A 26,875-nucleotide genomic window follows, 5' to 3' on the forward strand; every position below is an offset into this window, starting at 1 on the left:
AGTTCTCAAGAAACGGACGCGTACACCATCACCCGAACCCGACCAGGGATCCGAACTCCGGGGCTTCCATCTCGTATTCATACTTTATCAGCTCCGTGAATTTCGACCAAATCGAGCGATTCGATCCAAATTCACCGCAACTGCTAAACTATGACGCCCTGTCTCCAGGGCAACCCCTCTAACTTAGACCAACCCGCCCCACATGACAAGCGAAGCTTGGAAGATCTTTTAGAGAGGATCACCGGCACTGCTGGCCATGCCCGCGCGTCACTCACCCGAAGGTGAACTGCGGTGGGATTGGCCGGTCGATGCCGACAACAAAAGATTAGCAGCCCCCAACGGGCGCTCGATCCATTCCGGGCAACGATCGGGTAGAGGCTTCAGGTCCTGAGGGCAGTAGAAGTGCCAACAGCGGTACATCTGAAGATGTTCCCGAACGGATCGAGGCACATGTGAGCGATCGAGCGCTACCCCGAGCCCTGATCACACTGCTCGTCGCGGCGGCGGCCGTCATCACGCTGGCGGGCATCAAGGCCGTCGACGCGATCGCCGGCCCCGTCGTCCTGGCGCTCGTCCTCACGATCGCGGTCTCCCCGATCCGGAGGTGGCTCACCCGCCGGCGCGCGCCCGCCTGGGTCGTGGTCGCCGTCCCGTTCACGATTGTCATGGTCCTGTTGCTCGGCATGGTGGCGACGCTGACCGCCGCGGTCGCCGAGCTGGCGGTGCTGGTCCCCGACTACACCGACGAGTTCCGCAGGCTGGTGGCCGACGCGCAGGCGTGGGCGGCGGCGCACGGCGTCGCTCCTCAGGTGAACAAGGCACTGCAGTCGCTCGACCCGGGGAAGATCCTGGAGTTCGCGCAGGGCCTGCTGTCCGGCGTGCTCGGGGTGGTCTCCAGCGTGTTCCTCATCGTCGTGCTGCTGCTGGCGATGAGCCTGGACGCGCCGATCATCTCGCGCGTGATGGCGGCGGCCTCGGCGGAACGTCCGGCGCTGACCCGCGCATTGACGACGTTCGCGAGCAAGACGCGCCGTTACATCCTGGTCTCGACCATCTTCGGGCTGATCTGCGCCGCCCTCGACGTCGTCGCACTGTACCTGCTGCGTGTGCCGCTGCCGCTTCTGTGGGGCGTGCTGGCGTTGATCACGAACTACATCCCCAACATCGGATTCGTGGTCGGCCTGATACCGCCGGCCCTGCTCGCGCTGCTGACAGGGGGTGTCCGCCAGCTTGTGCTGGTGGTCGTCGCCTACATGGTGATCAACGTCGTGGTGCAGTCGTTCATCCAGCCGAAGTTCCTGGGCGACGCCGTGGGGCTGACGACGACGGCCACGTTCCTCTCCCTGATCATCTGGACGACGGTGCTGGGACCGCTCGGGGCGTTGCTCGCGATTCCGCTCACGCTGCTGGTGCGCGCGCTGCTGATCGACAGCGATCCGGGGGCGAAGTGGTCGGGCGCGCTGTTGTCCGGCGAGACCCCCCGGGATTGACCGGTCCTCCTGAGTGTCCTCCTAGGCTGGGCCTGTGTACGTGGAGTCGGCGCCCGATCCGGCGCTGGCGGGACGGGTGGCCTGCCTGTGGGTGCTGGAGGCCAGGTCCCCGCTGGCGCAGCGCGTGGTGCCGGACGGCTGCGTCGACCTGATCTGGGGTCCGGACGGTCCGCACGTCGCGGGTCCCGACACGGGCCCGTTCCTGGCCGAGCTGCGGCCGGGCGAGCGGTTCACCGGCCTGCGGTTCCGTCCTGGAGCGGTGGGCGGGGTCTTCGGGGTTCCGGTCGAGTGGCTGCGCGATCAGCGGGTTCCGCTCGCGGACCTCCCGGGTGTCGAGGTGCGCGGTCCGGACGATCTGCAGCGGGCGATGGCCGAGCTCCTGCGCGGCACCCCCGAGCCGGACGCGGCGGCGGGCCCGATCGCGGCGGCGCTGAGGCGGGGGGCGGCGGTCGGCAGTGTGGCCTGGGATCTCGGGCTGAGCGAGCGGCAGTTGAACCGGCGTTGCGTGCGCGCGTTCGGGTACGGGCCGAAGGTCCTGCAGCGGGTGGTGCGTTTCCAGAGGGCGCTGACGCTGGCGAGGTCGGGGCTGCGGCTGGCCGACGTCGCGGCCGCGAGCGGCTACGCGGACCAGGCGCACATGGCGAAGGACGTCAGGCGCCTGGCCGGAGTGCCGATGGCACGGCTGCTGGAGCCCGGACCGGCGTAGAGCTCGAGGAGCCTCAGACCGCGGCCGCCACCGGCTCGGACGAAACCTTGCCGGAGGTCGGGGACGGCGGCGCCCCCTTGAGGCGTGAACCCCAGGGCATGGCGGCGACCAGGACCGGCAGCAGGAGCACCGAGCTCATCGCCCACGGCGCGTGAAGCCTCGCCCAGCCCAGATGGTCGAACTGGGTCAGATACAAATATCCGATGGCCGCCCAGGTGGAGCACCCGATGATGACGGGCCAGGCGAACCGCGTGGGCCGGGCGACGAGGAACGGCATGAACCACAGCAGGTACTGCGCGCCCAGCCGCGGGGTGACCACCATGAAGGCGAGCAGGAGGGCCGCGGTGAGGTCGATGGGGTCGGCGCGGCGCCACACGAAGGCGACGATGAGCAGCGTGCCGTAGATCATGTACTGGCCGATGCGCGCGGCGCCGGAGTTCAGCGTCCAGTCGCCGCCGACATAGATGGCCGTCCATCCCCATTCGCCGATGATCGGGCGGACGTCGCCGATGGTGTGGATGACCTCGGGGAGCTGGGCGAGGGACGTGCCCGCGCCGATGGGCAACGTGACGAGGAAGAAGATGGGCGCCACGCCCGTGGCGAAGAAGGCGTACGCGCGGGTGCGCAGGTCGGGCAGGAAGAACAGCATGCCGGGGACCAGCCAGATCGGCCAGCTCTTGGCGCAGAGCGCGAGGCCCATGAGGAGGCCGGCGATGATCGCGTTGCGGACGGGCCGGGAGGTCCTGGCGTTCCTGGCGACGACGAAGGCGGCGACGCCGAACACCAGGGACACCGGCTCGACCTGGCCGTGAACGGACGCGACCAGGATGGCCAGCGGGTTGCACGCGTACTGGAAGGCGCGCAGTTTGGCGTCCTTCCCGCCGGCCAGCTTGCCGACCAGCGGGATCAGGATGATGTCGGAGACCACGGTGACGAGCCGGCCGGCGACCTCCCAGGGGATGTGCATCCAGAGGAGCAGTCCGTAGATGTACGGAATCGTCGGCAGGAAGTGCCAGCCCCCGTCGCTTCCCAGCACGGGATCCCGGTGGGCGAGGATGGCCTCGCCCGCCGGTTTGAAGCTGTGCACGAAGTCGACCGGCTGCCAGGTGTCGACCGCCGACAGCGACATGATGAGGACGCGGACGCCGATCCCGACCGCCAGAGCGACGGCGAGAGACGGTTTCCAGCCCTTCCACTGTGCGGCGATCGCCAGCACGACACCTGAGACGAGGACGAGCCCCGTGAGGATTGCGTAGTCCATGACGTCACTAGCCTGCCGGAAGCCAGACCAAACCGACCACTCGGGTACGAAAATTGCCACCATCTATCCAGAATTGCTCACACAAAGAAGTGTTTTGACTCCGGAGGGCGACGATCGAGTGGTCGGTGTGCGTCACGGCAGTGAGTTGAGGTAGCGGCGGTGGTTGGTGGAGAACTCCGAGGCGTTGTACTTGTCCCAGTTGATGGACCACGTCATGAGCCCACGCAGCCCCGGGTACACCCCGCGCGGCCGGTAGGAGCCGCAGTTGGTGCCCTTGGCCAGGCAGTCGAACGCCTTCTGGACGTCCGCCACCGAGGTGAAGCCGTTGCCGGCGTACACCGCGGCGGGCAGGCCGATGGCGACCTGGTCGGGACGCAGTGCGGGGAAGACGTTCGCGGTGTTGCCCGCGACCGGGAAGCCCGCGAGCAGCATGTCGGTCATGGCGATGTGGAAGTCCGAGTCGCCCATCGTGTGGTACTGGTTGTCCAGCCCCGTGATCGGACCCGAATTGTAGTCCTGCACGTGGAGCAGTGTCAGATCGTTGCGCATGGCGTAGATCACCGGCAGGTACGCGCCCGCGCGCGGGTCGGCGCCGCTGCTCCCGCCACCGTAGAACTGGTAGCCGAGCTGGACGAAGAACGTCTCGGGCGCCATGGTGAGCACGAACCGGCTGCCGTACTTCGCCTTGAGCGTCTTGAGCGCCGAGATGAGGTTGACGACGACCGGCGTGGTCGGGTTCTTGAAGTCGGTGTCGCCGGAGTTGAGCGACAGGGAGTGGCCCTCGAAGTCGATGTCGAGCCCATCGAGGCCGTACTTGTCGATGATCGCGCTCACCGAGCTGACGAACGTGTCGCGGGCGGCGGTCGTGGTGAGCTGCACCTGGCCGTACTGTCCGCCAATGGAGATGAGCACCTTCTTGCCGGCCGTCTGCTTGGCACGGATGCCGGCCATGAAGTCGGCCTCGCTCTCGACGTTGGGACACTCGGCGACCGGGCACCGGGTGAACCGGATGTCGCCCGAGGTGACGGAGGTCGGCTCGCCGAAGGCCAGGTCGATGACATCCCAGGTGTCGGGCACGTCACTCATCTTGATGTATCCGGACCCGTTGGCGAAGGAGGCGTGGAGGTAGCCCACGAGCACTCGCTTCGGCAAGGGGGGCGGGGGCGGCTGGTTGCCCGGGGTCGCGGTGACCTCGGCCGACCGCGCGGACTCGCCGTTCGCGTTGGAGGCGCTGACCGAGAAGCGGTAGGTCGTTCCGCTCGTCAGGCCCGTGGCGGTGAAGGTGGTTCCGGTGGGTGTGCCCACCCGCGTCCCGTCCCGGTACACGTTGTACGAGGTCGCGCCAGATGATGCCGACCAGCTCAGCGAGACGCTCGTCGCGGTGGTGCCGGTCACGATGAGGCCCGCGGGGACGGGCGGCGGGACCGGTGTGGTGGACGGCGTCGCGGTGACCTCTGCGGACCGGGCCGATTCGCCCGCCGTGTTCGAGGCGCTCACCGAGAAGCGGTACGTCGTGCCGGTGGTGAGCCCGGTGGCGGTGAAGGTGGTTCCGGCGGGCGTGCCCACCCGCGTCCCGTCCTGGTACACGTTGTACGAGGTCGCGCCCGAGGACGCCGACCAGCTCAGCGAGACGCTGGTTGCGGTCTTCCCGGTCACGGTGAGGCCGGTGGGCGTGGCGGGCGGGGTCGGCGGGGTGCCACCGCCGTCGGGGCCGTCGAGCACGAGGTCGTCGGCGTTGTAGGCGCCGGTGCCGTACCAGCCGTTGACGTAGACCGTCACCGACGTCGTGGACGGCCCGGTGGTGAAGGACGTGGTGAGCTGGGACCACGCCGCGCCGGGCGAGCCCCAGGTGCTGACGTCGGTGGTGCCGGTGCCGAGCGCGCCGAGGAAGATGTAGTCGCCCCTCACCCACCCCGACAAGGTGTACGACGAGGACGGCTTGACCTTGACCGCCTGCGAGCAGCGCGCGTAGTCGGAGCCGACCGGCGTGGCCTCCAGGGCGGACGTGCCCCCGTGCACGGGGGTGGTGACCGTGCGGGCGGTCGAAGCGCAGGTCCAGCCGTTGAGGCCGCTCTCGAAGCCGGAGTTGGGCAGGATGTTGGCGGCCAGGGCCGCGGTGGCCGGGACCACCGCGAGCCCGAGGGCGATCGCCGCCGCCGCGAATGCCGCCACGAGGCGGGACCGGCGGCGCGTGAACGGTGAGCCGCCGGCGCGCGGACGGGCGGCGTCCGCGCGCGAGAGGCCTGACGAGCGTGAGAGGCCTGACGAGCGTGACAGGAAGGTCATCCGTTGTACCCCGCGAAGATCTTGGAGAAGTCGTACGGCGTCTGGGGGATGTTGGTGCACGCGTACAGCGCTCCGGTGCAGGCGTTGCGGTCGCGCGTCATCTCCCAGAAGGCGAGTTCGCCCAGGTGTTTGGTCTTGGCGAACTCCACGAGCTGGCGGGCGTCCGCCTGGTCGTAGATCCGGCCGTCGTCGTTCTGGCCGAGCATCGGCGTGACCCCGACCATCCGCCAGACCTGGGCGTCCGACTTGCCGGGGTAGAGGGTCTTGAGCTGGTTGAACGTGCTCTGCGCCGCCTGGACGGCCGCGTCGCCGTAGTCGATGGCGCGGTAGTAGTCCATCGCCATGACGTTGACGACGTCGAGGTTCACCCCGGCGTCGCGCGCGGACCTCACCACGTTCAGCCCGTCGGTGGTGAGGCCTTCGGGGAGCACGGGCAGGGTGAGGGACACCTTGAGGTCGGGGTGCGCCTGCTGCAGGCGGGCCAGCGCCTGCGACCTGCGGTTGACCGACGCCGGCTCGGCGGTGGCTGCGCCCTCGATGTCGAGGTCGATGTACTTCAGCGCGTACGCCCTGACGACGGCGTCGTACTCGGTGAACAGAGCGTTGACGTCCGTACACGCCTGGGCGAGCTCGATGCCCGAGGCGCCGCCGAAGGAGATCTTCACGTCGCCCCCGGCGGCGCGGATGGCGTCGATCTCGGCCTTGCCCCAGGCCTGACGCGGGTCGTAGGCGTTGAACCACATGGCCTTGCAGGCGGAGGCGGTGATGAAGGCCAGGGTGAAGTTCTTCAGCCCGGAGGCCGACTTCATGCCGGTGATGCTGGGGGTGGGCCACGCGCCCATGTCGACGTACGGGGCGTGGAAAAGCGAGCCGGGGCCGCCGCCCGGAGGCGTGGGCGTCGGCGTCGGCGTGGGCGCGGGGCCGCCTGCGCAGGAGGCGCCGTTCAGCGTGCAGGCGGCGGGGACTCCGGTGCCGTTCGCGACCCAGCCGAAGGTGGCCGAGGCGCCGGGCGCCAGCGTGCCGTTGTACTCGCGGTTCTTGAACGTGTACCGGGAGCCCGACTGGGTCATGAGCGCGTCCCAGTAGGTCCCGGCCGTGGTGCCCGCGGGCAGGTCGAAGGCGACGGTCCAGCCGTTGAGCGTGGTGGAGCCGGTGTTGGTGATCGTGAACTGGCCGTTGTACCCGTTGTCCCAGCTCGACGTCTTGGCGAAGACGGCGGTGTCGGCGTAGGCGGGCCCTGGGACGGCGATCGCGGCGGCGACGGCGAGGGCCGCCGCGGCCGCGCTGAGGAGCCAGGTCGCGGGACGCGGTCTCATTCATGACCTCCTGGGGGGTGTGGAGTGAGGTCAGGCCCCCGCGCCCCAGGGGCGGGCCGGGGCACGGGGAGTTCTGGGGTGGTGTACGGCCCGCACACTCCGTGGGGGGTCGGGCGTGTGCGGGCCGTACGGTCAGGGGCTCCGGCCGTTGGGCGTGGAGCGTCACCCTGGCCGGCTTCTCACCGGGCCGGTGCGGCGGACGGGTGCCGTACCGGCGGCCGGATGTCTCGAACGCGGGGGTGACCGGTGCACGTACGTCGGGAGGGGTCGGCGGCGGGGACGGAGCGCGGTGGCTCACGCCGCCGGGTTCGCGCAGCTCAGCTCGAAGAAGCCGGGGGTGGATGGCGGGGCACGGACGCCTCCATTTGTCACTTCTTTTAGGAAAGTTTCCTAAGAGTTGTCGCGATCGTAGCCCCGCGACAGCGTGCCCACAAGACCCAAACACCATGGTTTGCGGACAGCCAGACGACTCCTGACAAGCCCGGCAGGGTGGTCTAGCCGCCCGCCTGGGGAGGTACGGCGCCGCCCCGCGGCACACAGAACGTAAACGGATCGGTGAGCGCGACGCCCCCATGGACGCGGCGGACCATGAGTGGTTCAGTCGCTCACATGGCGATTGACGGCATCTGTGACGCCCGGTACGCCGAGGTCCAGGACGAGTTCGAGGCTTCCTCAATGGTGTGGACAACGGGTACCTCACCGGCCCCGACGCCGAGGGCTGCTGTCGGAGGACGCGTTCGGGCATGGGCGGCTCGCTGAGGTTCGCCGACCCGGTGCCACGCCTGTCCTTCGGCTACTCGATGAACCTGCGGGGCGCGGGGCTCGGGGTCAACGAGCGCGGCCAGGCCCTGGTGAACGCGGCGTACCGGACGCTCGGGTATCGGCAGGCGTACGGCGACCTCTGGTACCTGTGACGGTCACCCAAAGGGGGGACGCGGGCCACGGGAAAGGCGATGAAGCCGTGTATAACGTGATACATCCCTCGCGACTACGGAGCTCGGCGGCATGTTCTTCGGCATCACCAACATCTGGACCTACGTGATCGGCGCCTTCCTGATCATCCTCGTTCCCGGCCCCAACTCCCTCTACGTGCTCAGCACCGGCGCCCGGCGTGGCGTGCGGACGGGCTACCGCGCCGCCGCCGGCGTCTTCACCGGCGACACGGTGCTCATGGTCCTGTCGGCGGCCGGGGTCGCCTCGCTGCTCCAGTCGACGCCGCCGCTGTTCAACCTCGTCAAGTACGCCGGCGCGGGCTACCTCGCGTGGATCGGCATCGGCATGATCCGCTCGGCGGTGCGGTCGTGGCGGAGCCGGGCGGAGAAGGACGAGGCCCCCGCGACCGTCGCCGACCTCGCCGACCCGTTCAGGAAGGCGCTCACGATCAGCCTGCTGAACCCGAAGGCGATCCTGTTCTTCATCTCGTTCTTCGTGCAGTTCGTGGACCCGCACTACGGCGCGCCGGCGCTGTCGTTCCTGATCCTCGGGGTGATCTGCCAGCTCTTCAGCATGATGTACCTCTCAACGCTGATCTTCGGCGGGTCCTACCTGGCCGGCCAGTTCAGGCGGCGGCGGAGGTTGTCGGCCGGGCTGACGACCGGAGTGGGCGCGCTGTTCCTCGGCTTCGGCGCCAAGCTGGCGACCACGAGCCTGGGCTGAGAACTGGCCTGGGCTGAGAACTGACCCGGGCTGAGAGCTGAACTGAGAGAAGCGCGGAACGAGCCGGCCACCGCCTCAGCGGTGGCCGGCCTCGCGTTCCTGGTTGGCCTTCAGGGCCACGCTGACCAGTGAGAGGAACATCTGAGCGTCCGTGCGGTCCTCGATCTCGACCCGGATCCAGCCCGCGTTGTGCCCGCGGGTGACACGGTTGGATTCGGCGAGGACCTTCGCCCAGCGGTCGATGACGGGGGTGGTGAGACGAAGTTCGGCCGTGTGATCGCCCGACATGCGGATGATCTCGCGGCCCCCGGAGCGGAATCGGATTGACTTACGGGTACGACTGACGACCAGGTCGGGCCATCGCGTCAATTCGACCGCGACATCGGCCACGCACCCAGCCGACCGAACATGCGTGCGTGAGAGCACTGCCATAGCCTCATGCTCGCGGGCCGAACGTCGTCCGGAAACCCCCCGTTCCCGAACTGTTATCCAAAGTTCAATCACCCGGAGGATCTCCGTCATAACCGCAGCGTCACCAGTGATCCACTGACTGGACCCTTTCCGGCCATGCCGGATATCGCCCATATTAGACATGTCCGGCCCCGATAACGGCAATTTGGCATTGGCTGCCAGTTTTGTCGTTCCCCTCCCCGGGTAGGCGCCGAAGCCTTAGCGTCGGTCTCAGCCGCCGTCCGTGGGAGAACCATGAACCACCCGTCCTTCACCCTTCCCAGGATCACCGCACTGCTCCGGCAGGCCGTGCCGAAGCTGCTGGAAGGGGTGGTGGCCCCGCTGGCCGTCTTCTACACGGCCCTCGCCCTGCTCGGGCTGGACGGGGCGCTGATCGCCGCCGTGTCCTGGGTGTACGCCGGGGTGCTCTGGCGGGTGGTCCGCAGGCGCCCGGTTCCCGGCACGATGCTGCTCGCCGCCATCGCCATCACCGCCAGGGCCGCGGTGGGCTGGTGGACGGGCAGCGCCGTGGTGTACTTCCTGCAACCCGAACTCGGCACGATCTGCATCAGCATGGCGTTCCTCGCCTCGGTCCGGCTGAACAGGCCGCTGGTCCAGAAGCTGACCCTCGACTACATCCACCTGCCCTCGGCCGTACTCCGGCACGAGCGGGTGCGGCGGTTCTTCGCGCGCATCACGCTGCTGTGGGCCTTCGTGCTGCTGGCCAACTCGGCGGTCAGCATCTGGCTGCTCCTGCACCAGTCGATCGGCACCTACCTGCTGGTGCGCACCGCCGTCGTCGCGGCCATCAGCGGCGTGGCCGTCGGCATCTCGATCTACGCGTTCCGCCGCGTCCTGCGCCGCCTCCACGCCGACACGCCGCGTCCCCAGGCGCTCACGGCCGGGTGACGGGCCGGTCCCATCCCCTACGGGTGCACAGGTGGCGAACCCTGACTAAAGCCAGGGGCAGGCGAGACCTCCGGAGGAAGCGCGCCTTTGACGGGCATTTCTAACGTGGACACATGTCCCAAGCCCTGCTCGACCTGCTGAACAACGTCATGACCTCTCCCTGGGTCTACCTGGCCGTGTTCGCGCTCGCCGCGGTCGACGGGTTCTTCCCCGCGGTGCCGAGCGAGACGGCCGTGATCACCGCGGGCGTGTTCGCGGCCACCGGCAAGCCCAACCTGGCGCTGGTGATCCTGGTCGCGGCGCTCGGAGCCTTCGCGGGCGACCACATCTCGTACCTGATCGGCCGACACTCGGTCGGACGCCTCCGGCGTGGCAGGCGCGCGGGCGCGGCCTTCGACTGGGCGTCCAACGCCCTGGCCGAGCGCGGCGGAATGGTGCTGGTCATCGCCCGCTACATCCCCGGCGGCCGTACGGCCGTGACGCTGACGATGGGCGGGGTCAGGTACCCGCTGCGGTCGTTCACCCCCTTCGACGCGCTGGCCGCGGGCTCCTGGGCGCTGTACTCGGGGCTGGTCGGCTACCTCGGCGGCATGGCCTTCGAGAACGACCCGATCAAGGGGCTGCTGCTCGGCTTCACGGTCGCGGTGACCATCGCGGTGACGACCGAGATCGTCCGGCACGTGCGCCGCCGCCGGGCGGTGCCGCCTCCCGTGACGGGCACGTCCTCGCGGGACTCCCTCGCCCAGGTGAGCGGCGCCCGAGACGATCAGGCGGATTAGTCGGGAAATAGGCGAAGATTGGAGGCCCCATCGCGGAGAGGACGGGCACATGGGATGCGCACTCGTCACCGGGGCGTCGCGCGGGCTCGGCGCGGTCATCGCCGAGCGGCTGGCGGCCGACGGCTGGAAGGTCGTCGTGAACTACGCCAACGACACCGAGGGGGCGAACGCCGTGGCGCGCCGCATCGGCGACGCGGCGTACGTCGCGCGGTTCGACGTGACCGACGAGCAGGCGGTGCGGCGCGGCGTCGCCGAGATCCGCGAGAACGCCGGCCCGATCGGCGTCGTGGTCAACAACGCCACCGGCCCGCAGCCCATGATGCCGATCGAGAAGCAGACCTGGGACGACCACCTGGACCAGCTCCGCTTCTTCGTCAAGGCCCCGCTGCTGCTCCTGCAGGCCGCCCTGCCCGACCTGCGGGCCGACGGCGAGGGGCGCGTGATCAACATCGGCAGCGAGGTCACCGACCTGGGCAACGCCGACTTCGGCCACTACGTCTCGGCGAAGGCGGCCATGCACGGGCTCACGAGGTCGTGGGCCCGGGAGCTCGGCCCGCTGGGCATCACGGTCAACACCGTCGAACCCGGCTGGATCCCGGTCGAACGCCACGAGGGCGAGAACACCACCGAGTATCAGCGCGTGCTGCCGCTCGGCCGCATGGGCGTGCCCGCGGACGTGGCCGAGGCGGTCGCGTTCCTCGCCTCGTCCGGGGCGCGGTTCATCACCGGGCAGCGGCTCGCCGTCAACGGCGGCAACACCATGAGCTGACGTCCCTCACCGCGGCGAGCCGGAGCGGCGGGGACGGGCTCACCCGATCAGGGAGGCGAGCAGCTTCCGGGTGCGCGCGGCGTCGTCGCCGGTGGCGAACACCGAGGCCGCGAAGTCGGTGACGCCCGCGGCGGCGAACGCCTCGATCTGGGCGCGGACCTCGTCCTCGTCGCCCGCCACGACGACGTCGCCCGGGCCCTCGGCGCCCTCGCGGTCGAGCATCGCCCGGTAGGACGGGAGCTGACCGTACATGGCCAGCACCTCGTCGGCCCGCGCCCGCACGGCGGCGACGTCGCCGGTGACCGCGACCGGCAGCCCGCAGACGACGCGCGGAGCCGGGCGCCCCGCGTCGCGCGCGGCCTCGGTGACGGCCGGGACGATGTGGCCGGCGACGGTCTTGGGGCCGGTCATCCACAGCACGGTGCCGTCGGCGACCTCGCCGGCCAGGCGCAGCATGCGGGGCGCGAGCGCGGCGATCAGCACGGGCACCTCGCCCGCCCTCGGGGTGCCGAGCTCGACGTGCGCCGTCACGGTCTCGCCGTCGACGTCGGCCCGCTCACCGCGCAGCAGGGGGCGCAGCACCGACAGATACTCGCGCATGTGCCGGGCCGGCCTGGCGAAGTCGTACCCGTACATGTTCTCGACGACGACCTTGTGGCTGAGTCCGATGCCGAGCGCGAGGCGTCCGCCGAGCGCGGCGTCGGTGGTGAGGGCCTGCTGGGCGAGGACGGCGGGGTGGCGGGGGTAGGTGGGGACGACGGCCGTGCCGAGCTCGATGCCGGGCACCCGGCTTCCGGCGGCGGCGAGGGCGGTCAGGGCGTCGAGCCCGAAGATGTTGGAGACCCACGCCGTCGCGAAGCCGTCCGCGGCCGCGCGGGCGATCCGATCCTCCAGCTTGGCGATCGCGTCCGGTCCCGAGGGCTCGTCGAGGAAAAGCCCGATGCGCATGGTCTCACCGTCAATCCGAATCAAATTCTAGTTATGGTGCCGGTCATCGTACGCCGCCACACCGACGTTAGGGGATCTTGCCTTGTTAGCGTCGGCGGTTTCCGTGAAGTACCGCCGACAGCCCAGGAGGAGGATCATGCGCGTCACGACCACGATCGCCGTCGCCGCCGCCGCGCTTGCCGCGACCGCCGTTCCGATCGGCGCGCCGACCGCGCACGCGCACGCCGCGAGCGCGGGAAAGCCCGCGACGGCACCCGCGTTCGTCGCCTACCACGGGATCAGCGCCGCCCAGCAGTCCCAGCGCTTCCCCGCCCTCGTCAAGCAGGGGTACCGTCCCATCTCGCTCAGCGTGTCCGAGCCGGGCGGCCCCCGGTACGCGGCCGTCTGGACCAGGCGGCCCGGCTCCGCGTGGGCGCTGTATCAGGGGATGTCCCCGAACGGCTACCAGCAGCGCTTCGACCAGTACACCGCCAAGGGGTACCGGCCGACGATCGTGTCCGCCACCGGCAGCGGCGGCGGCGCGACGTTCGCGGCCGTCTTCGAGAAGGCGGACGGCGCCTTCCTGGCCCGGCACGGCCTCACCGGAAGCCGTCTCGCCACCGTGCACGCCGCGCAGATCCAGGCCGGCCGCCGGCTCATCACCGTCAACGCCTACGGCACCGCCGCCGAACCGCGCTACGCCGCGGTGTGGGCGCATGGGTCCACCGGCGGCACGTCCCTCACCGTGGGGAAGACCGCGGCCGAGCACCAGACCGAGTTCCTGGCGCGCAGGGCGAAGGGCGAGCGGCCCATCCTGGTCTCCGTAGGCCCCGGCGAGACCTACACCGCCGCCTGGCGCAAGGACGACCTCGGCCCGTGGCAGGCGTACGCCGCCATGTCCGCCGCGGCGTACCAGAGCCGGTTCGACCGCCTGAAGGCCGAGGGGTACCACCCCGTCCAGGTGGACGCCGAGGACGGTCGCTACGCCGCCATCTGGGCCAAGGACTGACCGGCGCCGCGAACGGGGGCGGGTTCACCCCCGCCCCCAGGCCGTCGCATCCGCTGCCGCCACGGATAATGGCGCCCATGGTCCGTTCTCGCGTGAGTGGACGGGAGCGGAACGAATCGGCCGCCTCCCTGTCCTGGCTGGCGGACGCCCTCGGGGTGTCCGCCGGCTCCGCGCCGGGACCGGTCGCGGGTACCTGGGCCGAGACGCGCGACGCGATGCGCGAGCCGCGCAACGAGGCCGTCGCCTACCCGACGGACTGGACGTCCGACCCGTGGCTGGCGCGCGGCACACGCACCACCGCGTCCGGGATGGTCCCCTCCTGGATCCCGCCGGACGGCATCGACGAGTGGCCGTCCGCGGACCTGGCGGGCCTGCTGGACGTCTTCGCCTCCTCGGCTCGGCGCACCCGCCCGCAGGCGCTCGCCGGGCCCTGGGAGGCGGCCGGGAACGTTCCCGGCGACCCGGGCGAGGCGGTGGCGGCCTTCCTCCGGGAGGAGGCCGTGGCGGGCCCGGGCGAGACCGCCGCGGCGCGGGCGCAGCACGTCCGTGCCTGGCTGGGCTGCGCGGTCGGGCCGTTGCTGCGCGAGGTCGTGCTCAGCGCCGGGTCCGGCCACGACGCGCTCGCCGCGGCCACGGCCGCCCGGCTGGAGACGCCGCGCCGGGTCAACCTGCCCGTCTCGTGGGCGTCGGCCAACCAGTTCGCCGAGAAGTACCTCGACCTGCTGTACAACCTGCGCACGTCCCCCGACGGCCGCCTGGCCTTCCCCGACGCGGCGGACGTCAGGATGGGCCAGGGGGAAGGCTGGCGCGAGCACTGGGCGTGGCTGAGCCACGACCTGGACCTCGCCGACGTGCGCGAGGCGTCGCGGACGGCCGCGCGCCTCATGCGCCACCCGCCGCTCGTCGAGGGCCTGCTGCGGACGGTCGGGGCGCGCGACCGGCGGCTCGGCATGACGGCCCTCGGGGTCGCGCGGCGCTGGCTTCTGACCCTGAAGGCGATGGCGTGGCTGGAGGACGCCACCACGCACGAATGGGAGCACGTGCGGCCCCGCGACCTCGCCTGCTTCGCGTTCAACGCGCTCAAGCCCGACTGGCCGCGCCGCGTCCTCGGCATCAGCCACCGGTCGAGCGACACCAAGTCGGCGTTGAGCCGGACGGACCTGTGGTCCTCGGGCCGGTGCGCCATCGACGCCACGTACGTCCCGTCCTGGGAGACCAACACCGGCATGGTGTGGGGGCTGTTCGGCGCGACGCCCGCGATCGTCCGGGTGCGCTCGGCGGGCTACGAGAAGTCCGCCTGGTGCCTGCGCGAGGCCGAGCTCACCCACTACCTGGTCGAGCGGGCGGACTTCCTGGCCGAGCGGTGGGTGCTGGACCTCGGCCCGGGCGACCTCGCCGCGCTCGACGCCGCCCACTCCACCCGCGACCACCGCCCCCGTCCGGCGCTCACCGGCGCCGTGCCCGCCCGGCGCCCGCCGCCGTACAAGGTGCCGGTCTGGACGCCGGGCCCGCGCCCGGCCTGGCAGGCGGCGATCCTGCGGGCGAGCGGGGCGCTGCGCGTCATCAACACGCTGCTCGCCGACGCCGACCTGACCAACCGGTTCGTCACCGAGTTCCTGCTGGGCGACGCGCACTTCCCCGGGCCCGCGCCGACCGGCCATCCGGAGGGCTGGCAGGCGTACCGCTCGATCTTCCGGGAGCTCCAGGCACTGACCGGGGGGACCGAGCCGGCCGTGCGGCTGCCGTGGGGGTACGGCGCCGAGCAGACCGCCCTGGACGTGCACCTGTTCCGGCGCCTGCCCGACCTCGGCGCGAGCAAGCGCACGGACGCGACCGGGCTGCGGGACGTGCTGGTCGCCTACGAGTTCCTGCGCAGCGAGTGGCCCGCGGTGACCGGCGAGCGGCGGCGGTATCTCGCGGTGGACTGCCGCGACGTGCGGCCCGGGCGGTGGGCGAGCGACGAGCGGCTGTCCCTGCACCGCGGCCTGCTCGCGGTGCGCGCGCCCATGCCGGTCTGGATCGTCCAGCGCGCCGGGCAGGACGTCGACACCTGGCCCATCCCGGGCGACCACCCCATCTTCACCGAGCACTTCCCCGGCCAGTTCTCCTGGATGGCCCCGGGCCGCGAGGTCCGGACGGCCCCATCCCCAGGCCCGGGGCTGGAGTACTCCCCCGCCCTCGCCGCCATGATCCGGCGTCCGGAGTGATCGCCGGACCGGCGCGCCGCTTGATCGGCTCATGGGTAGAGTGGCCGGGATGCGACGTTTCGTGATGTGCGCGCTGGCGGCGGGGCTGGCTGCGGCCGGGTGCGCGCCCGCTCACGGGGAGGCCGCGGGAGTGCTCCGCGAGGACGGCGCCGCGCTGAGCCGCATCGAGCTGAGCGGCAAGAACGTCCGCACCGGCGACGACGCCTCGGGCTGCGCGCCCGGAACGCGCCGCGGCCTCTACACCATCACGGGCGACCTGGCCCCGGGCACGGAGTCGTCGGCCGTGGCGACGGCGCTGGCCACCGAGCTGCACACCATGGGCTACCAGGAGGCCGACGGCCCGGACGCGCGGTTCGGCGTGACCGTCAGCGTGCTGCGCAAGAACTCGCTCGACATCACCTTCACCGTCACGCTGCGCGGCCGGTCGCCGAACGTCGAGGTCGCCGGCATGACCGGCTGCCTCCCCGCGTGACGAGGGCTGACCGCACCTCGCTGACGTAGCGGCGCCCGACGCCCGATCACGGCGCCCCCTCCGGCTCCGAGCGCGCCTCACCGAAGTCGTGGAGCTCGCGAAGCCACCGGGAACGCGGAAACGGGCGCGAGCACCTCCCCGGTGGCTGTAAGCTTTTAAATGTCGACGCGGGGTGGAGCAGCTCGGTAGCTCGCTGGGCTCATAACCCAGAGGCCGCAGGTTCAAATCCTGCCCCCGCTACTGAGAAACACCAGGTCAGAGGCCCGGTCTCCGGAAACGGAGATCGGGCCTCTGATTGTTTGTCCGTCATTTGTCCGTGGGACAAGACGTCACCCCCTGGCACGACCAGGCTTTGGGCCCCCTGCCCTCGACACACTCTTGGTGGCGGACACCCGCCTGGTGGTCGCCACCGGCCTGGCCGGCAACGCCGAGCACCGCAGGGTCCGCGCCAGTGTCGAGCGGACCCATGATCCACGAACCTGCGAACGGGGTCGCTCCCCTGTCCGGGCACAGACTTCTGGAATAGGCCTCAAGACTCCTCTGTCGTACTGCGCTGTGGGAACACGGGTCGCAGCGTGTCGGCCTCCGTCCCCGCCAGCCACCGGCGTCCGCTGGTGTACAGGTGCTCCACGGCTTCGCCCTGAAGGCCCGGAAGTTCGTCCAGGACCCGCTGGCCGGCCAGCGTCTGCACGTAGCCGAGGTGCCGGTACCCCACCGGCACGCTCGCGAGCAGCTGTTGGTCGAGTGTGATCGACGCGGACGGGTCGACGACGTCGAGCCGGTCCTTCTCGTAGATCGGCTGGCGCCGGACGATTCCCCACCGCCCGTCACGCCGTTCGAGGAAGTCGTAGAACCGCCCGGTGCACACGACGTCGACCTCCACACCGTGCGCCCGGGTCCGCTGCTCGATCTTCATCTTGGTCTGAGCGATGGCCCGGTGTCCGTGGACGACGCTGGTGTGGCCGCCCAGGAAGTGGTTGACCTGCACGCCGCGTGCGAACGCTTCCTTGCCGGCCTCGATGAAGTTCAGGTATGAGCCCTGGAACCACGTGGTGGTGATCCAGGCGCCGTCGTGCCATAGTGCGCCGAACTCGCTCCAGGCTCCGCTGTCGCGGAAGAGGGCCCATGCCTCGACGATCGCGCGGATCTCGATTGCGGAGGCATGGTCCTGCGTGTGCGGCATGGGCGTGCCTGAGGTGCTCACGTGTTGAGGAGTTCGTCGAGGAACAGGTCCTCGCACTCGTACCTGCGGTCGGTGATGCCCTGCTCGAATGAGTAGCGCAGGAACGTGTCGATGGTCTTCCTGTTCGCCTGCATGCCGTGCTTCCAGTGGCCGGCGTCGAGCAGTTCGCGGTTCGCTTCGTACAGGGGACTGACCCACGGCAGCATGACGTTCATGTGGTGATCGGTGCGGCCGTGCTCGTAGCCGACGAACGTGGTGTCGGCGGACTCGGTGAACGCGTCGAACACCGCCCGGGCGGCATCCGGGTGCCGGCGCAGGAAGTCGCGGCGGATGACCACCGTGTGCATGATCGGAAAGATCCGGGTGCGCCGGTAGTAGTCGCGCTCCGCCGCCTGGGGGTCGGCGAACAGGGTGGTGACGCGCGGGGACTTGTCCAGTGCGCAGCGAGGGACGACCGCGGAGAAGAGCGCGTCGATCTCGCCGGACGCGAGCATCGGGCCGAGGAGCTTGCCTTCGGGCACGTAGGTCGCGTCGACGTTGTCCGGACGCTTGAGCGGCGCCCAGGACTCCATGTGCATCGGCCAGTCCGGACCGCCGATGAGCCACTTGTTCGTCTCGGGCCGGAACCCGAACTCGTCGCTGAGGATTCCCTTCGGCCAGATCCCGGCGTCGTGGCCGTAGACGGCCAGTTCGCCGATGGTCTTGCCGGTGAGGTCGCTGGGGTGCTTGATGCCGCTGTCGACGTTGACCCAGATCGAGGAGTGCCGGAAGTGGCGGTTGGGGAAGACCGGGATTGCGACGAAGCGGTCGTCGCCGCGGTCGAGGGCGCGCAGATAGAAGGTCAGCCCCAGTTCCGACACGTCATAACGGTCACCGGCGAAGGTCCGCGCGAAGATCTCGGACACGATGGGCGCGTCCTCGTGCCTGGTCGTGTAACCCTTGACGCCGACGCGTCCGTCCAGCAGCGGCTGTACATGGTCGTAGCGGTTGATTCCGAGTCGAAGCTCGTGGTCGCCCATCGCTCGCTCTCCGTTCCGGGAGTTGATTCCTGTGCAGCCGGTTGGCTGCGGGTGAAGAGGACACGACGCCGTCGAGCGCGGCCGTCGTGCCCGGATCAGCGCTTGATTTCGCCGCGCAGACGATCCCAGTTGCCCGAGGCGGTCAGGCGGCGTTGGTCGCGGGAGCGGCTCAGGCGATGTGCGTGGTGAGCGAGCCGAGGCCGGATATCTCCGCGAGCACGATGTCGCCGCTTTGGAGGTAGTCCTGCCTGGGCATGCCGACGCCCGCGGGCGTGCCGGTCGCGATGACGTCTCCGGGGCGCAGCGTGAGCTGGTGACTGAGCCAGGCGATCTGCTCGTACACGTCGTGGATGAGGTTCGCGGTGGTCGAGTCCTGTTTGACCGTGCCGTTCACCGACAGGCGGATGGCCAGGTCGTGGCAGTCGGGCACGTACTCGGCCGGGGTGATCCAGGGACCCAGCGGCGCGGCGCCGTCGAAGCACTTCTGCCCGACCCAGTCGTAGGCCATCGCGGGCACGCGGTCCGGCCGACTCATCAGGTCGCGCGCGGACAGGTCGTTGATGATCGTGTAGCCGGCGATGACACCGAGCGCGTCCTGTGTGGGGATGTCACGCGCTTCACGGCCGATCACCACCCCGAGTTCTACTTCGTAGTCGAGGGCCTCGCTGCCGCGGGGGCGGCTGACGGTCGCCTGGTCCTCGATGACGGAGTGGGCGGACGTCTTCACGAAGAACCACGGATCGCGCGGCCGCCGGGTGCGGTCGACCGAGCCTTCCATCTCCTCCACGTGGTCCCAGTAGTTCGCGCCCGCGCAGAAGATCGCGCCGGGGTGGAGGATCGGGGCCAGCAGCCTGACGTCCGCGAGCGGCGCCCCGCCCAGGGGTGCGGGCAGCACGGACTTGATCACCTCATGCGTCCGGTCCCAGTCACGCAGCAGGTCGATGACCGGCTGCCGGCAGCCGGGCAGGAGGTCCTCGACCGCGTGCACGCGGCCGCCGATGAGCACCCCGGGCGTCGGGACGCCGTCGACGTCCATGGTCAGCAGGCGGTAGCCCTTCACTTGTGCACCTCTTGTCGATCTGCGCCGACCGGCGGGACGAGAACGTTGTGCCCGGTCAGGACGCCGTCGGCGATTTCGGTGTGGACGGTGGCCGCGTCGGACAGCGGATGCGCGCGCACCGCCCTGACGTCGAGCCGGAACCCGTCGCGTACGAACTGCCAGAACTCGGTGGCCGCGGCGGCCGAGTGGCTGCGCACGCCCAGCAGCGACAGGTTGCGGCTGTACAGCTCGCGGGCCGGCACGTTCAGCACCGGCAGGGCCGGGTATCCGATCGCGCCGGAGACCACGATCCGCGCGCCGTTGGCCAGGACGGGGAAGTAGCGCTCGAACGTGTCCGGCGCGCAGACGTTGTCGATGACCGCGACCGGCCGGCCGCGCGCCTCGGCGAGGATCGCGTCGGCCAGGTCCTCGCGACCGGCGTCGAGCACGACGAGGTTCTCCGCGCGGCTGGTCGTGCTCCGGCTCAGGCCAATGACGCGTACGTCCAGCATCCGGGTGAGCGCGATGATCGTCTGCGCGAGCGCGCCGGTCGCGCCGGGCAGCACGATGCAGTCCCCGGCTTTGAGCCGGGCACGGCGCAACTGGGTGAGGCCGACCGGGCCGGTCGCGGCCATCGCCGCGGCGTCGTGCAGGTCCAGGTCGCCCGGAACCGGGTGGACGCACTCCTTCGGCATCGACGTGAACTGCGCGTACGAACCCCAGCGGTGGATGCCCAGCAGCCACAGCTTGTCGCACGCCTCGTCGGCACCCGACCTGCACGCATCGCAGTGTCCGCAGGTGTGGTGCCCCATGACGGCGACCCGTTGCCCGATGAGGTCCCGGGGCACGCCGTCTCCGACCTCGACCACGGTTCCCGAGCAGTGGCCGCCCAGCACGTGCGGCAGCCGGACGGCCTTGGAGAAGGGATGTTTCCCACTGCGGGTGCCGAGGTCGCGCGTGCGGGACACCTCGACCGCCGCCACGCGGATCACGACCTCACCGGGGGCGGGCTCGGGCGTGGGGACCTCGCGGAGGTGGAGCTTGCTGGAGGCACCGAACTCGTCGAGCACGATGGCCTGCATCGAGCGGGCACGGTTTCTTGGCGCGGCACGGAGATTCCCCTTCAGTGGTCCAGTTGCTGCGGGACGATCGGGCCACCCCAGCTGTTGATGGCTGCGATGTCCGCCTCCCAGGTCTTCGGACGCTGGGGGAAGTCCTGGTGCCACGGGCGCGGCTCGAAGTAGCCGAGGGCTTCGTCGGCCATCTGGTCGATCTGCGTGAACAGCTCGATGTTGTTGCCGTCCGGGTCGCGGTGGTAGGTGAAGATGTTGTGGCCGGGGCCGTGCCGGCCCGGCCCCCATTCGAGTCGGGTGTCACGCGAGGCGAGGTGATCGAGCAGACTCTGCAGGTGATCGAGGTTGCGGGTCTCGTAGGCGACGTGATGCATGCCGGTGTACTTCGTGGACGCCATGAAGTTCGCCGCGTGGTGATCGGTGTTGCAGCGCAGGAAGACGAAGAAGTCGGCAACGGTGTCGGACCACTTGAAGCCCAGCAGGTCCTGGTAGAAGCTCTGCTGGCGCTTCAGGTCCGGTGTGAAGGCCGCGACGTGCCCCAGCTTCGTCGGCCGCAGCGGGGTGTACCCGGTGGCGCCGGCGCCCGACTGGGCGTCGTACAGGTGCAGGGGGGTGCCGCTCATCGGTTCCGCCACGATCAGGACGTCCGGTGTCGACGGCGCGATGTCGGAGCGGCGCTGCACCTCGTAGCCGCTGTCCCTGAGCCTGCGCTCGGCCGAGTCCAGGTCTTCCTCGATCTGGTAGCCGACAAAGCTACGCGCGCGCTTGGTCTCCGCTCGCTCGATCACGACCGAGTGGTGGTCGAAGGTCGTGGTCAGGTACGCCTGGTCGGCGGACTTGTCGACGAGCACGAAGTCGAGGACGTTGGTGTAGTAGTCGACCAGCCGGTCGAGATCGGGCGTCTCAAAGCCGACGTACCCGACTTTCGACACGTTGACCGCGGAGTTGGTTGGAGTTGTCATTACTTTCCTCCAATAGGTCAGGAGAAGAGCCCGGCCCACACGCTTTCGATCTCGGGCCTGGGCAACTTGTCATGGCGGGCGCGAACGTTCGCGGCCGCGTCCGTGATCCGCTGATGGAGAACGCCGAGGTCGTCGCGTCGCAGGAGACCGTCCCGCTTGACGACCTCACCCTCGACGAGCACGGTGTCGATCTCGGCCGGCGAGGTGGTGAACAGGACCGCCGCGGCGGGGTCGGTGTAGGGCTGCGCACCGAGCGGGTCCGGCCGGACGAGGACGATGTCGGCACGTTTGCCGACGCTCAGGCTGCCGATCGTGTCGGCGAGCCCGAGCGCCTCGGCGCCGTCGAGCGTGGCGAGGGCGAGAACGTCCCGCGCGGTGCATCCGACCGAACGAGGTGGCTTCTGGGATCCCTGCGCGAGGGCGAATCGCTCGACCTGGAGCAGGAGGCGGGCTTGTTGCAGCACGTCGGCGCGGGCGTAGTTCGACAGGTCGGTGCCGATGCCGGCCGCGCCACCGGCTTCCCGGAAGCGCAGGGCCGCGAGCGGGCCGATGCCCATCCCGCACTCGATGTCCGGCGTCGTGCACAGGGAGACTCCCGCTTCGGCCAGCTTCGCGAGGTCTTCGGCGTCGATGTGGTTCCCGTGCGACAGGCACGTGCGGTCCGGCCAGGCATCGTCCGCGCACAACTCGGCGAGGACGCCGTGCGGGCCGGAGTCCACCCAGTGGCCCGTCACGAGGAACGGCGACAAGGCGCTCGCGCGCGCGAGCAACTGGCGTGCCAGGCTTCCCGGCAGGTACGGCGTGGTCTCGGGCAGCGCGACACCGAACCGGAGCCGCTGCCGGTCATCGGCGAAGTAGGTGTCCCTGATCCGCGCCGCGTTGGTGTCGTGCCACTCGTCCGGCAGACGGGTGAGCACATCCTTGATCTCGCCGGGGTCGACGTCGTCGCCGTACACGGGGACGTTTTGCAGCGCGTAGCAGAAGACGCCGCCGACACCGCTGTCCAGGAGGCCGCGGGCGAGCGCGTCGCTGATGGCCGGACCGCTCTGTAGGTGGCTGTGGTCCACCACGGTCGTGATGCCCGCCGAGAGCGATTCCAGCCCGCCCAGCAGGTTGCCGAGGTACGCGCCGTCCTCGTCGTAGCACCCCGAGTACAGCGCTCGCGCTTCGAGCATGTAGTCGGACAGAGACCAATCCGCCGCGACACCTCGCAGCAGGCTCTGCCACACGTGCCGGTGGCCGTCTACGAGGCCGGGCATGACGATCATGCCCGAGGCGTCGATGACCTCGGCGCCGGGAGCGCTGATGGTCCCGTGCCCGGCGACCGCGGTGATGATCCCGTCCTCCACGAGGACGTCCCCGTGGGGCAGGTCTCCGATCCCCGGATCCATGGTCACTACGTGACCGTCGCTGATCAGGGTGGTCATGAGCCGAGCTCCTGCGCGGCCGCGAGGATGTTCTTGTTGTAGGCGAAGCGGTTGTTCGGGTCCCAGGCCTCCTTCAGCGCGACGAGCCGGCGCCATTTCTCGTCGGTGCCGTACGCCCGGGGCAGCCACTCGGCCCCTCGATGCGTGGTGAGGTTGATGTAGGCGTTCGGTGTCGCCCAGCGGCGCAGCAGTTCGTCGGTCTCGTGGACCCAGTCCAGGTGGGCGGTGTCGTCGGCCGGGTCGTCCCAGTGGGCCGACACCTCGTACAGCCATTCCGCGCCGGTGCGGGAGAACGCGGTGGCGTCCTCCGGGTGGTCGAAGATCGCGCCGCCGAGGATCGGCAGGGTGATCAGGCAGTTCACGGAGGGCGGTGTGGTACGCGGACAGGACGCCAGCTGCTCGAGCGCGACGTTCGCCAGGTCGGCGTCGATGCGGGACATGTACCCGCCGCGCAGATATTGGGGGCGACCAGCGGGTTCGAACGGGTCGGCGATGCTGTTCGCGTGCGTCCACGTCGACTCGGCGACCTGGGTGACCAGCGGGCGTGCCAGCGACCACAGCCCCGCGGTCGCCGCCTCGTACTCCGCGAGGTCGCCGGTGTAGATCACGAGCATGGCGACGATGGGCGTTCCCACGACGGCGTCGGGGATGCCCGGCAGAGGCGGCGCGTTCAGCAGGATCAACGCGATCGCCAGCTCGCGGGGGGCCTCGGCCATGACCGCGTCCAGGTTACGGTCGGCCGCCTGGACGATGAGCGCGGGGGTTTCGTCGCGGCGCAACATGTTCCAGATCTGCCGTGTGTGGGCGAAGTCGGACTCGCCTGCGCGCAGGACCCGGCCTTTGAACGTGGCGGGGAAGTCGGCGAAGCGAGGATCCTTGACCGTGTCAGGCACTGTTGCTCCTGTTCCACCGACGACGAATCGGTGCGCATCATGGGCGTGACGGACGAAAGGGCCTGTGCGCGGCTCGTTCCCGATCAGCCGTGCGCGGCGATGCTCAGTCTTGACGTGATGCGAAGCGGCCAGAGCCGCGATTTCAATGGTTGAAACAAGTCAGAGCGCACGGGACACGGCGCGGCCCGCGGCGATGACAGGCTGTTTGAGCGCGGCCATGGAAATGGCACCGGTCGGCACGACCACGGCCAGCGCGGCCACGACGGACCGCTGTGGTCCGGCAATGGGAACGGCTACCGAGGACATCGGCTCGGGCCGGTCGAGTGAGGCGACCGCGACACCCTCGCGGTAGACCTCCACCAGGCGCCGGCGGAGTTCGGCTTCGGAGAGAGGACGGCCGCCGTCCGGGCGGCGGCGATCGCCGGCGAGCGCGGACTCCCGTACGTCGTGCGGCGCGTGCGCCAGCAGCACGAGCCCGACACTCGTGGCGTGCAGCGGAAGCCGTCCACCGACGCGGAACAGGACCTTGCCCGCCTGCGGAGCCGAAAGCCGCTCCACCAGGACGGCCTCCATCCCGTCAGGCACCGCGAGCAGAACGTGTTGTCCCGTCAGCTGGTGGAGTTCCTCCATGACCGGGAGTGCCGCGGAACGGATCCCGTGCCCGCGCGGCGACAGCGTGGCCACTTCGAGCAGGCGCAGGCCGATCACGAACCGGCCGTCTTCGTGGCGCTCCAGCGCACCCCACTCGGCGAGCCTTCGTGCCAGGCGCAAGGCCGTCGCCTTCGGCAGGTCCGCCCGCACGCTCAACTGGTCGAGCGACAGCGCCTCGTGCCCGGGGCCGAACGCGGCCAGCAGCCGCAGCCCGCGGTCGATGACCGGCTCGCCTCGCGCCGGCTTGTGTCCCCGTGCCGGGCCCTGAACAACATCGGTCATGCCGATCGTCCGTTCTGGGCACCGGAGTCCGCGGATCGCTGAATGAAATCCCGCTGGTGGGCCCTGTGCCGGTGGCTGAGGCTTGGCATATGCCCGTACCCGCAGACGCATACGCGAACGACGATGCCGAGCCGGCCACCGATGTCATCGTGGTCGGCGCCGGACCGGCCGGCCTGACGCTGGCGCACGAACTCGGCAGCCGGGGGGTCGGCGTCGCACTCGTCGACCCGCACGACCGGCCGGACGAGTCCTCGCCCCGCTGCAAGCAGCTCAACCCACGGTCGATGGAGCACTTCCGCAGGCTCGGCCTGGCCGACGCGATCCGTGACGCCTCGCTGCTGCCGTTCGGCTGGTCCGACTCGGCCGTGTTCTGCACCAGCCTCACAGGTCCGCTCGTCCAGCGCTTCGGCGGCGTCTTCGCCACGTCCGACGTCCCGTGGTCGGTACTGCCCGAACCGGCGCAGTGGACCGCCCAGTTCTCCGTCGAACGTGCGCTGCGCGCCGAACTCGCGACCAGGCCCACGGTCACGCCCCACTGGGGCAGCACGCTGGTGGACGTCGACCAGGACGCCGACTCGGTCACCGCCACGCTGCGCGACGACCGCGGCGGCATCACCCGGTTGCGCGCCCGCTATCTCGCCGCCGCGGACGGCGGACGCAGCACGACGAGGCAGAAACTCGGAATCGAGCTGAGCGGCAGCAGTCACGGCGTGGAGAACTTGCAGGTCATCTTTGACGCGCCGGGACTCGCCGCCCGGCACCGGCACGGTCGGGCACTTCAGTACTGGATCCTCAACGACGAGATCAGCGGGCTGATGGGCCAGCTCGACACCTCCGGCAAGTGGTGGGCGATTCTCATCGACGCCCCGAACTGGTCGTCCCATGCGTCGACGCGGCGAGCCGTGCAGGCGCTGATCGGCGCGGACGAGCCGCTGCGGATCGTCGCGCAGACGCCGTGGACGGCCCGCATGCTGCTCGCGGACCGCTACCGCGAAGGTCGCTGCTTCCTCCTCGGCGATGCCGCGCACCTCAACCCGCCGTGGGGCGGCTTCGGCGCCAACACGGGCATCGGCGACGCCGTCGACCTGGGCTGGAAGATCGCGGCCATGGTCGACGGCTGGGGCGGCGAGGCGCTGTTGGCCTCTTACGAGACCGAGCGGCGTCCGTTCGCGGTGTCCGCGATCGCCGCCGCCAAGCACAACATGGCCGTCCTGACCCCCGAACTCAGCACGCCGGAAATCACCAGCCATGGGGAAGAGGGGGAGCAGGCGCGACGTCATGCCGCGGAGGTGATCGCCCGGAGCAAGTCGGCCGAGACGTACACACTGGGGTTCACGCTCGGCACGGGCTGCCCCGACTCGCCGCTCATACTGCCGGACACCCGGCACGCGCCGCTCTCGGTCGGCTCGGTGTACCAGCCCTCGGCCTGCCCCGGCATGCGGCTGCCGCACCTCTGGCTCAGCCCCGGGAAGTCGCTCTACGACCGTCTGGGCCCGGGATTCACCCTCATCGAGTGCGGCGTGGCTTCCGCATCGGACGGCTTGAAGGCCCAGGCGAGCCGGCGTGGCGTCCCGTTGACCGTACTGCCGATCAACCGCCCGGATGCGGCCGCGCTGTTCGATGCCTGGTACGTGCTGGTACGGCCGGACCAACTGGTCGCCTGGCGGGGCGACGAGCTGCCCGAGGACGTCGGCTCGTTGCTGGATCATGTCCGCGGAGTGATCTAGGTGCCAGAGCATGTAAGACCTCCCGTCCACCGCAGCGTACACCGCTAACAATCGAATGTTAGCAGCGAACCAATGGAGTGCCGCCGAGGATTTTGTGTGACCCAGGCTGACCACCTCGTCACCGGTGGCGTCAGGGTCTCGGGCCTGCGCGGCACAACCGCGCTGCGAGTTCCTGGGAGTTCACCGGCAGACGGGCGGACACGGACACGGCGAAGGCTCCGATGTCGGTCCGGACGGCCTCGGCGGCACTGCCGCTCTCGCGGTGCCGCCGCGGGGAAGAGCACAGTCAGGTCGGGTAGCCGGGAGGAACTTCCCCTCCCGGCCCCCACGGATCCCGGCGTGAACCTCTCGGTTCACCGGGCTCTTGTCATCTTGTTCGCCA

General features: G+C 70.1%; 24 protein-coding genes and 1 tRNA gene. 12 read left to right on the forward strand and 13 right to left on the reverse strand.

The window, feature by feature from the left end; all coding sequences use genetic code 11:
- Nucleotides 1-452 precede the first annotated feature (452 nt).
- The gene (locus AB0M95_RS37595; RefSeq protein WP_363775470.1) at nucleotides 453-1,490 is read left to right on the forward strand and encodes an AI-2E family transporter; all 1,038 of its coding nucleotides are present in this window, start codon (nucleotides 453-455) and stop codon (nucleotides 1,488-1,490) included.
- Nucleotides 1,491-1,524: 34 nt separating this feature from the next.
- A complete protein-coding gene (locus AB0M95_RS37600; protein WP_363775473.1) occupies nucleotides 1,525-2,196 on the forward strand; it encodes a helix-turn-helix domain-containing protein in 672 nt (223 codons plus the stop codon).
- Nucleotides 2,197-2,209: 13 nt separating this feature from the next.
- On the opposite strand, the gene AB0M95_RS37605 is transcribed toward AB0M95_RS37600, so the two are convergent.
- The 3 genes from AB0M95_RS37605 to AB0M95_RS37615 all read right to left on the reverse strand — a co-directional run bounded on the left by AB0M95_RS37605 (nucleotide 2,210) and on the right by AB0M95_RS37615 (nucleotide 7,059).
- Entirely contained in the window at nucleotides 2,210-3,457 is a 1,248-nt protein-coding gene (locus tag AB0M95_RS37605; protein ID WP_363775476.1) for a hypothetical protein, read from the reverse strand.
- Between the two features lie 132 nt (nucleotides 3,458-3,589).
- Entirely contained in the window at nucleotides 3,590-5,629 is a 2,040-nt protein-coding gene (locus tag AB0M95_RS37610; RefSeq protein WP_363775479.1) for a glycosyl hydrolase family 18 protein, read from the reverse strand.
- Nucleotides 5,630-5,739: 110 nt separating this feature from the next.
- Nucleotides 5,740-7,059 (reverse strand): cellulose binding domain-containing protein, encoded by a 1,320-nt coding sequence (locus AB0M95_RS37615; RefSeq protein WP_363775482.1) that lies wholly within the window; start codon nucleotides 7,057-7,059, stop codon nucleotides 5,740-5,742.
- A 680-nt stretch (nucleotides 7,060-7,739) separates the two neighbouring features.
- Here AB0M95_RS37615 and AB0M95_RS37620 point away from each other — a divergent pair.
- Complete coding sequence (locus AB0M95_RS37620) at nucleotides 7,740-7,973, forward strand: hypothetical protein (protein ID WP_363775485.1); 234 nt, start codon at nucleotides 7,740-7,742, stop codon at nucleotides 7,971-7,973.
- Nucleotides 7,974-8,064: 91 nt separating this feature from the next.
- Nucleotides 8,065-8,715: a leucine efflux protein LeuE gene (gene leuE, locus AB0M95_RS37625; RefSeq protein ID WP_363775488.1), complete on the forward strand. Its 651-nt coding sequence runs from the start codon at nucleotides 8,065-8,067 to the stop codon at nucleotides 8,713-8,715.
- Nucleotides 8,716-8,790: 75 nt separating this feature from the next.
- Here leuE and AB0M95_RS37630 read toward each other — a convergent pair whose 3' ends face one another.
- Nucleotides 8,791-9,105, reverse strand: coding sequence for a luciferase family protein (locus tag AB0M95_RS37630; RefSeq protein ID WP_363775491.1), 315 nt, complete (start codon nucleotides 9,103-9,105; stop codon nucleotides 8,791-8,793).
- Between the two features lie 315 nt (nucleotides 9,106-9,420).
- On the opposite strand from AB0M95_RS37630, the gene AB0M95_RS37635 reads away from it, so the two are divergent.
- The 3 genes from AB0M95_RS37635 (at nucleotide 9,421) to AB0M95_RS37645 (ending at nucleotide 11,622) form a co-directional block, all read left to right on the forward strand.
- Nucleotides 9,421-10,074: a VC0807 family protein gene (locus tag AB0M95_RS37635; protein WP_363775494.1), complete on the forward strand. Its 654-nt coding sequence runs from the start codon at nucleotides 9,421-9,423 to the stop codon at nucleotides 10,072-10,074.
- 113 nt (nucleotides 10,075-10,187) lie between these two features.
- On the forward strand, nucleotides 10,188-10,853 hold the full coding sequence (locus AB0M95_RS37640; protein ID WP_363775497.1) for a DedA family protein: 666 nt from the start codon (nucleotides 10,188-10,190) through the stop codon (nucleotides 10,851-10,853).
- Between the two features lie 49 nt (nucleotides 10,854-10,902).
- Nucleotides 10,903-11,622 (forward strand): SDR family oxidoreductase, encoded by a 720-nt coding sequence (locus AB0M95_RS37645; RefSeq protein WP_363775499.1) that lies wholly within the window; start codon nucleotides 10,903-10,905, stop codon nucleotides 11,620-11,622.
- Between the two features lie 39 nt (nucleotides 11,623-11,661).
- On the opposite strand, the gene AB0M95_RS37650 is transcribed toward AB0M95_RS37645, so the two are convergent.
- Nucleotides 11,662-12,570 carry a TIGR03564 family F420-dependent LLM class oxidoreductase gene (locus tag AB0M95_RS37650; RefSeq protein WP_363775502.1) on the reverse strand — a complete coding sequence of 303 codons (909 nt, stop codon included), beginning with the start codon at nucleotides 12,568-12,570 and terminating at the stop codon, nucleotides 11,662-11,664.
- A 136-nt stretch (nucleotides 12,571-12,706) separates the two neighbouring features.
- Here AB0M95_RS37650 and AB0M95_RS37655 point away from each other — a divergent pair, with 136 nt between their 5' ends.
- The 4 genes from AB0M95_RS37655 to AB0M95_RS37670 all read left to right on the forward strand — a co-directional run bounded on the left by AB0M95_RS37655 (nucleotide 12,707) and on the right by AB0M95_RS37670 (nucleotide 16,477).
- On the forward strand, nucleotides 12,707-13,558 hold the full coding sequence (locus AB0M95_RS37655) for a hypothetical protein (RefSeq protein WP_363775505.1): 852 nt from the start codon (nucleotides 12,707-12,709) through the stop codon (nucleotides 13,556-13,558).
- 77 nt (nucleotides 13,559-13,635) lie between these two features.
- Entirely contained in the window at nucleotides 13,636-15,765 is a 2,130-nt protein-coding gene (locus AB0M95_RS37660; RefSeq protein ID WP_363775508.1) for a hypothetical protein, read from the forward strand.
- 49 nt (nucleotides 15,766-15,814) lie between these two features.
- Nucleotides 15,815-16,237, forward strand: coding sequence for a hypothetical protein (locus AB0M95_RS37665; RefSeq protein ID WP_363775511.1), 423 nt, complete (start codon nucleotides 15,815-15,817; stop codon nucleotides 16,235-16,237).
- 166 nt (nucleotides 16,238-16,403) lie between these two features.
- Nucleotides 16,404-16,477: transfer RNA gene (locus tag AB0M95_RS37670), tRNA-Met, on the forward strand.
- A gap of 289 nt (nucleotides 16,478-16,766) precedes the next feature.
- On the opposite strand, the gene AB0M95_RS37675 is transcribed toward AB0M95_RS37670, so the two are convergent.
- The 8 genes from AB0M95_RS37675 to AB0M95_RS37710 form a co-directional block, all read right to left on the reverse strand.
- Entirely contained in the window at nucleotides 16,767-17,441 is a 675-nt protein-coding gene (locus AB0M95_RS37675; RefSeq protein ID WP_363775514.1) for a nuclear transport factor 2 family protein, read from the reverse strand.
- Nucleotides 17,438-18,439, reverse strand: a complete 1,002-nt coding sequence (locus AB0M95_RS37680) for a hypothetical protein (protein ID WP_363775517.1) — start codon at nucleotides 18,437-18,439, stop codon at nucleotides 17,438-17,440. Before AB0M95_RS37680 ends, AB0M95_RS37675 begins: the two co-directional genes overlap by 4 nt.
- A 169-nt stretch (nucleotides 18,440-18,608) precedes the next feature.
- Nucleotides 18,609-19,499, reverse strand: coding sequence for a fumarylacetoacetate hydrolase family protein (locus AB0M95_RS37685; protein WP_363775520.1), 891 nt, complete (start codon nucleotides 19,497-19,499; stop codon nucleotides 18,609-18,611).
- Nucleotides 19,496-20,560, reverse strand: coding sequence for an alcohol dehydrogenase catalytic domain-containing protein (locus tag AB0M95_RS37690; RefSeq protein WP_363775522.1), 1,065 nt, complete (start codon nucleotides 20,558-20,560; stop codon nucleotides 19,496-19,498). Before AB0M95_RS37690 ends, AB0M95_RS37685 begins: the two co-directional genes overlap by 4 nt.
- A 41-nt stretch (nucleotides 20,561-20,601) precedes the next feature.
- Entirely contained in the window at nucleotides 20,602-21,513 is a 912-nt protein-coding gene (locus tag AB0M95_RS37695) for a VOC family protein (protein WP_363775525.1), read from the reverse strand.
- A 17-nt stretch (nucleotides 21,514-21,530) separates the two neighbouring features.
- On the reverse strand, nucleotides 21,531-22,940 hold the full coding sequence (locus AB0M95_RS37700; RefSeq protein ID WP_363775528.1) for an amidohydrolase family protein: 1,410 nt from the start codon (nucleotides 22,938-22,940) through the stop codon (nucleotides 21,531-21,533).
- Complete coding sequence (locus tag AB0M95_RS37705; RefSeq protein ID WP_363775531.1) at nucleotides 22,937-23,833, reverse strand: BBE domain-containing protein; 897 nt, start codon at nucleotides 23,831-23,833, stop codon at nucleotides 22,937-22,939. The genes AB0M95_RS37700 and AB0M95_RS37705 overlap by 4 nt, the downstream gene beginning before the upstream one ends.
- A 159-nt stretch (nucleotides 23,834-23,992) precedes the next feature.
- On the reverse strand, nucleotides 23,993-24,766 hold the full coding sequence (locus AB0M95_RS37710; RefSeq protein ID WP_363775533.1) for an IclR family transcriptional regulator: 774 nt from the start codon (nucleotides 24,764-24,766) through the stop codon (nucleotides 23,993-23,995).
- 89 nt (nucleotides 24,767-24,855) lie between these two features.
- Between AB0M95_RS37710 and AB0M95_RS37715 the strand changes: the two genes are divergently transcribed.
- Nucleotides 24,856-26,493: an FAD-dependent monooxygenase gene (locus AB0M95_RS37715; RefSeq protein WP_363775536.1), complete on the forward strand. Its 1,638-nt coding sequence runs from the start codon at nucleotides 24,856-24,858 to the stop codon at nucleotides 26,491-26,493.
- Nucleotides 26,494-26,875 lie beyond the last annotated feature (382 nt).

This window comes from Sphaerisporangium sp. NPDC051017 (genome assembly GCF_040683095.1).
GTDB lineage: Bacteria > Actinomycetota > Actinomycetes > Streptosporangiales > Streptosporangiaceae > Sphaerisporangium.

Coding starts and splice junctions, on each gene's coding strand:
- AB0M95_RS37650 (WP_363775502.1), bottom strand. CDS start 12,570: ATGCGCATCGGGCTTTTCCTCGACGAGCCCTCGGGACCGGACGCGATC.
- AB0M95_RS37715 (WP_363775536.1), top strand. CDS start 24,856: ATGCCCGTACCCGCAGACGCATACGCGAACGACGATGCCGAGCCGGCC.
- AB0M95_RS37640 (WP_363775497.1), top strand. CDS start 10,188: ATGTCCCAAGCCCTGCTCGACCTGCTGAACAACGTCATGACCTCTCCC.
- AB0M95_RS37710 (WP_363775533.1), bottom strand. CDS start 24,766: ATGACCGATGTTGTTCAGGGCCCGGCACGGGGACACAAGCCGGCGCGA.
- AB0M95_RS37690 (WP_363775522.1), bottom strand. CDS start 20,560: ATGCAGGCCATCGTGCTCGACGAGTTCGGTGCCTCCAGCAAGCTCCAC.
- AB0M95_RS37635 (WP_363775494.1), top strand. CDS start 9,421: ATGAACCACCCGTCCTTCACCCTTCCCAGGATCACCGCACTGCTCCGG.
- AB0M95_RS37660 (WP_363775508.1), top strand. CDS start 13,636: ATGGTCCGTTCTCGCGTGAGTGGACGGGAGCGGAACGAATCGGCCGCC.
- leuE (WP_363775488.1), top strand. CDS start 8,065: ATGTTCTTCGGCATCACCAACATCTGGACCTACGTGATCGGCGCCTTC.
- AB0M95_RS37605 (WP_363775476.1), bottom strand. CDS start 3,457: ATGGACTACGCAATCCTCACGGGGCTCGTCCTCGTCTCAGGTGTCGTG.
- AB0M95_RS37665 (WP_363775511.1), top strand. CDS start 15,815: ATGCGACGTTTCGTGATGTGCGCGCTGGCGGCGGGGCTGGCTGCGGCC.
- AB0M95_RS37615 (WP_363775482.1), bottom strand. CDS start 7,059: ATGAGACCGCGTCCCGCGACCTGGCTCCTCAGCGCGGCCGCGGCGGCC.
- AB0M95_RS37700 (WP_363775528.1), bottom strand. CDS start 22,940: ATGACCACCCTGATCAGCGACGGTCACGTAGTGACCATGGATCCGGGG.
- AB0M95_RS37645 (WP_363775499.1), top strand. CDS start 10,903: ATGGGATGCGCACTCGTCACCGGGGCGTCGCGCGGGCTCGGCGCGGTC.
- AB0M95_RS37655 (WP_363775505.1), top strand. CDS start 12,707: ATGCGCGTCACGACCACGATCGCCGTCGCCGCCGCCGCGCTTGCCGCG.
- AB0M95_RS37695 (WP_363775525.1), bottom strand. CDS start 21,513: ATGACAACTCCAACCAACTCCGCGGTCAACGTGTCGAAAGTCGGGTAC.
- AB0M95_RS37680 (WP_363775517.1), bottom strand. CDS start 18,439: ATGGGCGACCACGAGCTTCGACTCGGAATCAACCGCTACGACCATGTA.